Source organism: Geobacillus sp. ZGt-1 (assembly GCF_001026865.1).
GTDB classification, from domain to species: Bacteria; Bacillota; Bacilli; order Bacillales; family Anoxybacillaceae; genus Geobacillus; species Geobacillus thermoleovorans.
In genome coordinates this window covers 28,417-31,367 of record NZ_LDPD01000028.1, presented here as the reverse complement: position 1 = coordinate 31,367, position 2,951 = coordinate 28,417, and the positions used below count along the sequence as shown (strand labels likewise).

Here is a 2,951-nt window from a genome sequence, read left to right as displayed (position 1 = left end):
GCGGAACTGCGGAGACAGCGCGAGGCGGCGGAAAGCGGTGCGGAGGATGATCTTGAGTTGGCGAAGAAAAAGGCAGCTGCGGCCGCGAAGGCGAGAGCTGCTGCATTAGCCAAACAAAAAGCCGCTGAAGCGTCGGGCGACGATGACGAGCTAGCCAAGCAAAAAGCGGCCGCCGCGGCGAAAGCGAAAGCTGCGGCCGCGGCAAAAGCGCGGGCGGCGGCCTTGGCGAAGCAACAAGGCAGCGCTGGCGATGAGGGGGCGAAACAAAAAGCGGCAGCGGCCGCCCGGACAAAGGCCGAAGAAACTGACGGAGGAACCGGACGGTATGCCGCTCCGTCGCCGAACGATCCGCTGCTTGAGAAATATGTCCGCATCATTCATGAGCATCTCGGTTCGGACGTGCTCGAGGATGCATACATCAACCGGCTGGCGAAAGATGTGCCGACGCTTGTCGTGAAAAAAGAGGCGTACTACAAAGTCGCCGAGTTGTTGAAAGGCCATGAACAGCTTCGGTTTGATTATTTATCCGAGCTGCACGGCACCGATTTTCAAACGCATATGGAAGTGTACGTCCATTTGTATTCCTATCCAAACCGGCAGCCGGTGGCGCTGAAAGTCAAAATCGAGCGCGACAACCCGGAAGTCGATTCGCTCGTTCCGCTTTGGCCGGGGGCGAACTGGCCGGAGTGCGAAGCGTACGATTTGCTTGGCATCCGTTTCCGCGGCCACCCGAACTTAATCCGCATCTTCCTAGGGGAGCAATGGGTCGGGCATCCGTTGCGCAAAGATTACGAGCCGTATGATGCGGAGGTGTAGATGATGCTGCGCACAGAAGAAATGATTTTAAACGTCGGCCCTCAACACCCGAGCACGCACGGGGTGTTCCGCCTCATTTTAAAAATTGACGGCGAGATCATTCAAGAAGCGACACCGGTCATCGGCTATTTGCATCGCGGAACGGAGAAAATTGCCGAAGGGCTGCAATATACGCAAATCATCCCGTACACCGACCGGATGGACTATTTATCAGCGATGACGAACAACTATGTGCTTTGCCATGCGGTCGAAACGATGATGGGCATTGAAGTGCCGGAGCGGGCCGAATATTTGCGCGTTCTCGCCATGGAGCTTGGGCGGATCGCCAGCCACCTTGTCTGGTGGGGGACGTACTTGCTTGACCTTGGCGCGACGAGCCCGTTTTTGTACGCGTTCCGCGAACGCGAAATGATTATTAATCTATTAAATGAGCTGTCTGGAGCGCGGTTGACGTTCAACTATATGCGCATCGGCGGGGTCAAATGGGATGCGCCGGACGGTTGGATTGACAAAGTGAAGCAGTTCGTTCCGTACATGCGGGAGAAACTTCACGGCTATCATGAGCTTGTCACCGGCAATGAAATTTTCCGCCAGCGCGTCACCGGCGTCGGGCGGTATACGAAAGAAGAGGCGATCAGCTATTCGCTGAGCGGCGTCAACTTGCGGTCGACCGGCGTCAAATGGGATTTGCGCAAAGATGAACCGTATTCGATCTATGACCGCTTTGATTTTGACGTGCCGGTGCGCGAGGGCGGCGATTGCCTCGCCCGCTATGAATGCCGGATGGCGGAAATCGAACAGTCGCTCCGCATCATCGAGCAGGCGTGCGAGCAATTTCCGCCTGAGGGGCCGATCATGGGAAAAGTGCCCCGCATCATTAAAGCGCCGCCGGGTGAGACATTTGTCCGCATCGAAGCGCCGCGCGGCGAGATCGGCTGCTATATTGCGAGCGACGGCAAAAAAGAGCCGTACCGCCTCAAATTCCGGCGCCCATCGTTTTACAACTTGCAAATACTCCCGAAGCTGCTCAAAGGGGAAAACTTGGCCAATGTCATCGCCATTCTTGGGTCGATTGACATTGTGCTTGGGGAGGTCGACGGATGATGGAACAATGGCTTGAATCCACGCCTGGCTGGTCGAACATCGCCCTGTTTTTCGGGCTTGGGGCGCTGCTTTTGGCGGTTGTGCTCGCCTTTGTCACATACGGCATTTTGGCCGAACGGAAAGTGATGGGGTTTATGCAAGGGCGCATCGGCCCGAACCAAGTCGGCGGCCGCTTCGGACTGCTGCAAACCGTTGCCGATGTGTTGAAGCTGCTTTTGAAAGAGGATACGATCCCGAAAGCGGCCGACCGTCCGCTCTACGTGCTGGCGCCGATCATCGCCTTTGTGCCGTCGTTTATGGTGTTGGCGGTATTGCCGTTTACCGATGCGTTCCGGTTCGCCGATATTGGCGTCGGCCTTCTGTATTATATCGCTGTCTCCGGCTTGACGACCGTCGGCGTTGTCGCCGGCGGCTGGGCGTCAAACAACAAATACGCTCTGCTTGGCGGCATGCGGGCAGCCGCGCAAATGATTTCCTATGAGATTCCGCTCGTCATGTCAGCGCTTGGCGTCGTGCTTTTGGCTGGAAGCATGAATTTAGTCGACATCGTTGCGGCGCAAAAAGACGTCTGGTTCATTTTCGCCCAGCCGTTGGCGTTTTTGATTTTCCTCATTGCCGCGGTGGCCGAGTTGAACCGGACGCCGTTTGACTTGCCGGAGGCGGAGTCCGAGTTGGTCGCCGGCTTTCATGTCGAATATTCCGGATTCCGTTGGGCGTTCTTTATGCTCGCCGAGTATGTGTATTTGTTCGCCATGGCGGCGCTTGTGACGATTTTGTTTCTCGGCGGCTGGCATCCGGTCGCCTTTCTCGGCTGGATTCCTGGCGCGGTCTGGTTTGCGCTGAAGTTTTGTGCGGTTGTTTTCGTCCTCATTTGGTTTCGCGCCACATTTCCGCGCGTGCGCGCCGACCAGCTGATGGAGTTCGCCTGGAAAGTGCTGCTTCCGCTTTCGCTCGTCAACATTGTGCTGACGGCGGTCGTTAAAGCGTGGTTTTTCTAAAAAAGCCGGTGATTTAGTGAAAAGTCGCGAAAA

The 2,951-nt window shown here is 56.4% G+C and carries 3 protein-coding genes; all 3 read left to right on the top strand.

Annotated elements, in window-relative coordinates; translation table 11 throughout:
- Window positions 1–816 (top strand): NADH-quinone oxidoreductase subunit C (locus VU18_RS14590; protein WP_047758382.1); only part of this gene is annotated, 816 nt, incomplete at its 5' end.
- Window positions 817–819: 3 nt separating this feature from the next.
- Complete coding sequence (locus tag VU18_RS14585; protein ID WP_014196947.1) at window positions 820–1,920, top strand: NADH-quinone oxidoreductase subunit D; 1,101 nt, start codon at window positions 820–822, stop codon at window positions 1,918–1,920.
- Window positions 1,917–2,918 carry an NADH-quinone oxidoreductase subunit NuoH gene (nuoH, locus tag VU18_RS14580; protein WP_011232819.1) on the top strand — a complete coding sequence of 334 codons (1,002 nt, stop codon included), beginning with the start codon at window positions 1,917–1,919 and terminating at the stop codon, window positions 2,916–2,918. Before VU18_RS14585 ends, nuoH begins: the two co-directional genes overlap by 4 nt.
- The last annotated feature ends 33 nt before the right edge of the window (window positions 2,919–2,951 follow it).